11 protein-coding genes and 6 tRNA genes are annotated in these 6,386 nt (G+C 48.6%); 16 read left to right on the top strand and 1 reads right to left on the bottom strand.

Annotated elements, in window-relative coordinates:
- The first annotated feature begins 63 nt into the window (after positions 1-63).
- From PACILC2_RS09565 to PACILC2_RS09535, 7 genes are all read left to right on the top strand, one after another.
- Positions 64-139 (top strand) — tRNA-Asn (locus tag PACILC2_RS09565).
- A 6-nt stretch (positions 140-145) separates the two neighbouring features.
- A tRNA-Thr gene (locus tag PACILC2_RS09560) sits at positions 146-221 on the top strand.
- Between the two features lie 11 nt (positions 222-232).
- Positions 233-307 (top strand) — tRNA-Glu (locus tag PACILC2_RS09555).
- Between the two features lie 3 nt (positions 308-310).
- A tRNA-Val gene (locus PACILC2_RS09550) sits at positions 311-386 on the top strand.
- A gap of 3 nt (positions 387-389) precedes the next feature.
- Positions 390-464, top strand: a tRNA-Gln gene (locus tag PACILC2_RS09545).
- A gap of 5 nt (positions 465-469) precedes the next feature.
- Positions 470-545, top strand: a tRNA-Lys gene (locus PACILC2_RS09540).
- 291 nt (positions 546-836) lie between these two features.
- A complete protein-coding gene (locus PACILC2_RS09535) occupies positions 837-1,802 on the top strand; it encodes a tyrosine-type recombinase/integrase (RefSeq protein ID WP_307860485.1) in 966 nt (321 codons plus the stop codon).
- Between the two features lie 46 nt (positions 1,803-1,848).
- Here the strand turns inward: PACILC2_RS09535 and PACILC2_RS29295 are convergent, their stop codons facing one another.
- On the bottom strand, positions 1,849-2,244 hold the full coding sequence (locus PACILC2_RS29295; protein ID WP_213528665.1) for a zinc ribbon domain-containing protein: 396 nt from the start codon (positions 2,242-2,244) through the stop codon (positions 1,849-1,851).
- Between the two features lie 179 nt (positions 2,245-2,423).
- Between PACILC2_RS29295 and PACILC2_RS09525 the strand changes: the two genes are divergently transcribed.
- The 9 genes from PACILC2_RS09525 (at position 2,424) to PACILC2_RS09485 (ending at position 6,339) form a co-directional block, all read left to right on the top strand.
- A complete protein-coding gene (locus tag PACILC2_RS09525) occupies positions 2,424-2,747 on the top strand; it encodes a helix-turn-helix domain-containing protein (protein WP_213528663.1) in 324 nt (107 codons plus the stop codon).
- Between the two features lie 292 nt (positions 2,748-3,039).
- Entirely contained in the window at positions 3,040-3,396 is a 357-nt protein-coding gene (locus PACILC2_RS09520) for a hypothetical protein (protein WP_213528662.1), read from the top strand.
- Entirely contained in the window at positions 3,396-3,734 is a 339-nt protein-coding gene (locus PACILC2_RS09515; RefSeq protein WP_213528660.1) for a hypothetical protein, read from the top strand. Before PACILC2_RS09520 ends, PACILC2_RS09515 begins: the two co-directional genes overlap by 1 nt.
- A 431-nt stretch (positions 3,735-4,165) precedes the next feature.
- Complete coding sequence (locus PACILC2_RS09510; RefSeq protein ID WP_213528659.1) at positions 4,166-4,651, top strand: hypothetical protein; 486 nt, start codon at positions 4,166-4,168, stop codon at positions 4,649-4,651.
- On the top strand, positions 4,636-5,238 hold the full coding sequence (locus PACILC2_RS26670) for a hypothetical protein (protein ID WP_244863386.1): 603 nt from the start codon (positions 4,636-4,638) through the stop codon (positions 5,236-5,238). The genes PACILC2_RS09510 and PACILC2_RS26670 overlap by 16 nt, the downstream gene beginning before the upstream one ends.
- Before the next feature lie 3 nt (positions 5,239-5,241).
- A complete protein-coding gene (locus PACILC2_RS09500) occupies positions 5,242-5,415 on the top strand; it encodes a hypothetical protein (RefSeq protein ID WP_213528657.1) in 174 nt (57 codons plus the stop codon).
- Positions 5,412-5,699, top strand: coding sequence for a flagellar FlbD family protein (locus PACILC2_RS09495; protein ID WP_213528656.1), 288 nt, complete (start codon positions 5,412-5,414; stop codon positions 5,697-5,699). The genes PACILC2_RS09500 and PACILC2_RS09495 overlap by 4 nt, the downstream gene beginning before the upstream one ends.
- The gene (locus tag PACILC2_RS09490; RefSeq protein ID WP_213528655.1) at positions 5,689-5,919 is read left to right on the top strand and encodes a hypothetical protein; all 231 of its coding nucleotides are present in this window, start codon (positions 5,689-5,691) and stop codon (positions 5,917-5,919) included. Before PACILC2_RS09495 ends, PACILC2_RS09490 begins: the two co-directional genes overlap by 11 nt.
- A 150-nt stretch (positions 5,920-6,069) precedes the next feature.
- A complete protein-coding gene (locus PACILC2_RS09485) occupies positions 6,070-6,339 on the top strand; it encodes a hypothetical protein (RefSeq protein ID WP_213528654.1) in 270 nt (89 codons plus the stop codon).
- Positions 6,340-6,386 lie beyond the last annotated feature (47 nt).

Genomic DNA, 6,386 nt, shown 5'->3' with positions numbered 1-6,386 from the left:
CAAGCAGAGGGTTGGACGCAGACATTCGCATCCGGTTTTCAGGGCGCAAGCCCGAGTTAACGTTCCCCGATAGCTCAGTCGGTAGAGCACTCGGCTGTTAACCGAGTTGTCACAGGTTCGAGTCCTGTTCGGGGAGCCATTTCAAGCTCTCATAGCTCAGTAGGTAGAGTGCATCCATGGTAAGGATGAGGTCACCGGTTCGATCCCGGTTGAGAGCTCCAGTTTCTTCTCCGGCCCGTTGGTCAAGGGGTTAAGACACCTCCCTTTCACGGAGGTAACAGGGGTTCGAATCCCCTACGGGTCACCATACGGACGCTTAGCTCAGCTGGGAGAGCATCTGCCTTACAAGCAGAGGGTCGGCGGTTCGATCCCGTCAGCGTCCACCATGTTGGGGATTAGCCAAGCGGTAAGGCAACGGACTTTGACTCCGTCATGCCTAGGTTCGAATCCTAGATCCCCAGCCATTTATGAGCCATTAGCTCAGTTGGTAGAGCACCTGACTTTTAATCAGGGTGTCGAAGGTTCGAGTCCTTCATGGCTCACCAGTATTGGTTTCATATTCAGCGGCAAAGAACTCCGTCAGGAGTTTTTCGTACATTTACACGCTTTTCACATATTTATCATGTGCGCGCGTATGGCGGAATTGGCAGACGCACCAGATTTAGGTTCACGTTGGGTGAACGAAATAATTTACGGTACATTTATCGTGAACTTTAACGTACGCCTATACGGTGTCTGATGCGGTGACATTTTCGTATCTTGACGCGCCTGACGTAAATAATGCGCCTCCCGTAACCGCGTCTTATTCGAACGTGGAACGGGAGGTTTTCGTATTTATGCAGCGAAGGCGACGGATTAACTCAATTACGGCAAGTCCCGAAAGTGGCGGTATTACGGTTTCGCCACAGGCCGAAGACATGGACGTTGCAATTAACACGTTTCTCCGTTATTGTAATGTCCGGAATTTGACATCGGACACGTTGCGGTATTATACCGAATGTCTGGCGATACTAAAACGGATGCTGGCGGAGCAGGGGATCACGCGGCCGATTGACGTTACGAAGGATACGATTTATAGCGCGATTGAACGGCGGAAAGAAGAAGTATCGGAGGAGACGGTTAATACGAATTTACGGGCATGGCGCGTCTTCTTCAACTTTCTGGCGGAAGAGAATTACCTAATGTCGAATCCGTTTAGCGGAATCAAATTGATTAAAACGGAAAAGCGCGTCATCGAAACGTTCAGTAAAGAACAGATTCGGCGGCTCCTCGAAATTCACGACCGGCAGACGTTCACCGGGTACCGTAACTACGTGTTCATGTCGTTCTTGCTCGAAACAGGGGCGCGCGTATCAGAGGCGGTTGGGATTCGGACGACGGATATTCAATGGCGGGAACGTCTCGTCAAACTTGACGGGAAAGGGCGCAAAGAGCGATTGGTTCCGTTTCAGTCACGAATGGAGCGCCACCTACGCGAATACTTGAAAATACGCGGCCTTCTCGATCACGATTTTGTTTTCGTCAATATCGATAACGAGCCGTGGAAATTGCGCTCGGCACAGGAGATGATTACGTTAACCGGAATGGAGGCCGGCATCAAGGGCGTACGCTGCTCGGCGCACACATTCCGTCACACTTTCGCGCGACTTTACATAGTTAACGGCGGCGATCCGTTTAGTTTGCAGAAAATTCTCGGTCATACAACGTTAGACATGGTAAAAACCTACGTCAACTTGTGGAGCGCGGATATAGCGGGTGCGCACGCTAAATATTCGCCGTTGGAACGTTTAGACGAAGATTAATGCGAAAAGCCCCGTACAAATGCGTACGGGGTTTTGTATTCCGCTATTAATACGGCAATTCGACTTTCTCGCGCTCCGTCCATTTTACGTTATACTCCGTTTGACAACTCCGGCATTTCGTTTTTACACGATCCTTCAATATCATTACCTTCCCGCTGCACTTCGGACAATTAACGGTCCTGGTTGGATTGGTCCCGGCCGCGATCAGAACGATTCCGAGAATAATCCCCACCACGCCAAGTATCGGAGCGAGTATCGCAGTTATTACGCTTCCAATAAGGACGACTACGCCTAGCAATATATACACGATTCCGTCGTCCATTATCGTTGGCTTCGGCGATTCGATCGTTGTTACGGCCACGCCGCCGACGTCACTTCCGCAATGCTTACACTTAATCGCCTCTTCTTTTATTTCTTCCGCACAATACGGACACTTCCGCATCCGACCGTTCCCCTTTCGTTTTTACCGTAATTTTACCACAAATTAGCCGCGCTATCCCCTCCGAAGGGTAAACGTACCCGCCCCGTCTTCCAACGTCTAATTTCCCGCAAATTTTTCGCGACAATGTCCCAATTCCGAAAAAGTGTGTGCGCTATATGTAATAGGAGGCGAAATTAACGATGTCTGACCGTATTTATTACCGCACATACGTCGATACGATCAAGTCCGGCATAATCGCGGATATGGGACCGGAACTTTGGGCGACACTCAACGTCATAGCCGCGCATATGGACGCTGACGGCCGCTGCTATCCGTCACAGGCCGCGATTGGGCGATTGCTTGGCGTAAATCGGCAGACCGCGAATAAATACGTACAGCGCCTTCTCGCGTATCGATGGCGAGGCAGTCCAGTGTTGGTGGCGGAAAATGTACGGGAAGGAGGCGGGAGATTCGGAAAAAACGTGTACACGATTACGGAGGCGGGCGGTCTTGCGATATTCTGACGGTTTTACCGTGTCTTAATTCACCGACTCGGTGATCACCGATACGGTCATCGTGGATACTAAGTATAACCAGTATTTAACGATAACCATTACGTAAGAAGAACCAATAAATAATACGGCGTCATTAAAATTTGTCCCGAAGGATTCGTAAGAATCCGAGGTAGGTTTTAAAGATTAAAACATACGCTTCGGAACTATCGTTCCTTGCGGACAACTATTTCTACGTATAAAGACTCGGACATGTTTCGTATTCAACGTATCAACCGAATTTAAAACGAAGGAGTGACGTTAAATGACGAAAGTACCGTATGTACCCGTAATTCCCCGTAAAGTCGCGTCGGCAATTGAAAACCTGCGCTCGAACGGTTGGAGTAACGGACGAATCCTGTTCTGTACGTTAAATGATGACGAATTACCTAAACCGGACGAGATTCGTACAATTGCCGATTATGCCCAGTTTAGTCGGTTCGACACGTTGTTGGCCGCGCTCGTTAACAGGTATGAAGTCGAAAAGACGGCGGAGGAACGTATTAGAGAATTGTATGATACGTACAACTATCCGCAAGAACTGGTTTCGTACGAAGTTGCCGGCGTTATACGAAAAGTTCTCGATATTCTTGACGTCAAAATCGAAGGAGTGAACGTCTGATGACGAATCTTAACGCACTTATCACGCAAAATTACCGTCTGACCGCTGATGACCGTAACTACACGCTATTGCGCCGTCACATCGTAGACCCGGCGAAAGCGCCCGGCTATAAACCGCAAGATGGCGCGGCCCCACCGCCAATCCGCGAAGAGTGGCGCGATGACGGTTACTACCCGTTAAATGCGCGTGGGCTTGCGGCGGCTGTCGAACGCGCGGTTATCTGCGACGTTAATAGCGGCGGCAATTACGAGACAATCGCGGAATTGGTCGCGGCGTATCAACGGGAGGTCGAGCGGGTGCGGACGCTTATTTCTGACGCTTTAAACGCGGGAAATTAAGCGCGTTAGCAATCCGGGAAGGGTATCGGTAGGGTAACGGTTAATGAGCGCTAATTTGACGGAAAGGAATGGTGAGGATATGGCGTTAAGCAAACGTATAGAAGACGCAATTATTAGCGGCGCGAACGTAAGAGGAACGAAATTTCCCGTTACTTATTGCGGTGTTCAGTATCGCGTATCCGTAGCGGAGGGGGAGACTGACTTTTTCGGGGAACCATGTCATCGCGTGAAAGTCTACGAAGTCAAAAACGGTTTATTTCGAAAATTCGTGAAGGTTGCGGAGTATCAGATCAACTCGAATCGCGATTCGGAATGGGACGTAATCGCATCGGCCATGACTGCTGTGAAGAGGTACGTTAATCAACGTCAACGACACGAAAAAGAGCGGAAGCTTGGCGAGCTTTCGCGGAATGGAACGGGGAGGTAATCGAATGACGAAGGGAAAACGTGATTTTGCGCGGGATCGTGTGATATGTGAGGCTGCGACGCCGGGACCGTGGATTGCGCGAGCTTGGACCGTGCCGACGAACGATCAATTTAACGTAGGGACGGAAGATGCCGATTTAGCTACGTTTTGGCAAGGCAAACGTTACGCGGGATCGCGAGAAGTTAGCGCGGAGGAAGCGCGGTCCAATACGGTGTTTGTCGCAGAAGCACGCGAAGGATGGCCGGCCGCGCTGGACGAGATCGAGCGGTTGCGCGAGGACTACCGCAAGTTGCAGAATGTATATTTCGAGAATTACGCGAGGGCTTGCGAATTTGACGGGGAGATTCAGCGGTTGCGAGCGGCGTTGGAGAAGGTGTTACAGCATGAAGCAGTAGATATATCGTTTAACGGTGTTCGCATCAGAGACATAATCCAAGAAGCCATCTCCACCACAACCGAAAGGGGCGAATCCAAGTGCGTGAATACCTGAAAAAGAAAGAGTTGTTGAAGTGGTTAGATTATGACCCGAACGGAGACTGTAACGTATCGAAATGGCAATTACGAAACAAAATCCAATCCGGCGCATTTGATGCCCCAGAAATGGAGCATATCAACGCATACCGGGCTCGTGAAGGTCTAATCAAGCGTCAGCAGGAAGAAGTCCAGCGTCTGCGAGCGGCGTTGGAACAAATCGCGAATTATGAACGCGATGAATACGAATCCGATCTGGTCGTATACGCCAAATGCAAGCGGATTGCAATAAAGGCCCTCTCCACAACCGAACCAACGGAGACGCAACGGGAATCGCTCCGGTCAGAGGTGCAGTGGTTCGCGCAGCAGATGGAAGCGAAACTTCGCGATAATGATCACAAAGGCGGATGGGAAAATGAAAGTCTTTTGTGGCTCTATATGCGGATGATTGAAGAAGTGGAAGAAGTGAAGGCGGAAATCAAGGCCGCCTTTGATCGGGAGATTGATTACAACAAAATCATCCGCGAAGCCGCAGACGTGGCCAACTTCGCCATGATGATTGCGGACAATGCGAGGCGCATCAACGCGCCGGAGAAGGAGGAATAAAGCATGAACGTTTATGATCAAGTAAATTACGGCTGCGATGAATGTGGAAGACGTAAGATGAACGGACGATTGCTGATGGTTGAAACCGATCAGGCCACGCTAAGTCTTTGCTATGACTGTGCAGAAGATTTGATTGATATGTTACGTGAACATATCGGGGAGGAGGATCAAGCATGATACGGTTGACAGATATTACCGGAGAATCAATTTTCATTAATCAGGAACAAGTTACATCTATCCGTTATGGATCGGCAACTCATTCGGAGGTTTATATCACGCCAGATCAATTTTACTGCGTGAGAGAATCCCCCGAAGAAGTAGCCCGCAAGGTGCTGGAGTGGAAGTTGGAAAAAGATTGGCATCACGCATCTATTATTGCAGAACATACTAGTGATGTAGCAAGTGCGAAAAGAAAGCTTATTGAACTCGCCGGATTGGAGGAACCGAACCATGCAAATTAAATTACCGGAACCTGTATTATACGAGGTTGAAGGCAGTTATGAATTAGTCGTCTGTACGGAAATCAACATCAGGGACATCCAACGCCAAATATCGCTACGCGGTAAGCGGTACAACTACGAAAATGGTGAATTGAATGATTGCGGCTTGTGCGAAGTGGTTTTGGGTACCACGGAGAATCTAATCATCGGTATTGACGATAACGGAAATTACTTCGAATGAAGGAGGATAAAGCATGATAGTTTCTCTTACTGGAAAACAGACAGTTGAGGTTGGGTTTGACGATGCCGGATGCGACTGGTTGACCAAAGACGGAAAGGTATACATTGGTGGTTTGGAATAACAAACAATTCGAAAAGGAGAAGTGGTCTAATGGAAGTCAAAGTAAGCAATAAACATGTAGTTTTGAAGTTGCCGATTGATACTTTGGTATATGCCTTCAATTTCAAAGAAGACAACCAAGAACAATATAAAGTAAAAAACAAGAAGCGTTTTGCCGAAGGCATTGCTCACTACCTGCAAAACTATTCATCAAATGGAGAATCTGGGCTTACAGTTTTCCAAGAAGTCTTAGATGAAATATTCGATGAAATGGTATGCAATGCGGAGGATTACATTAAAGAACTCCAAGAGGAAGAATAAAACAACGTAAATTACCCTGAGGAGGATAACGCATGATGCGGTTGACT

Source organism: Paenibacillus cisolokensis, assembly GCF_018403665.1.
Taxonomy (GTDB): domain Bacteria; phylum Bacillota; class Bacilli; order Paenibacillales; family Paenibacillaceae; genus Paenibacillus_AH; species Paenibacillus_AH cisolokensis.
The sequence above is the reverse complement of the archived record's forward strand: the minus strand, read 5'-3'. Positions and strand labels throughout refer to the sequence as shown.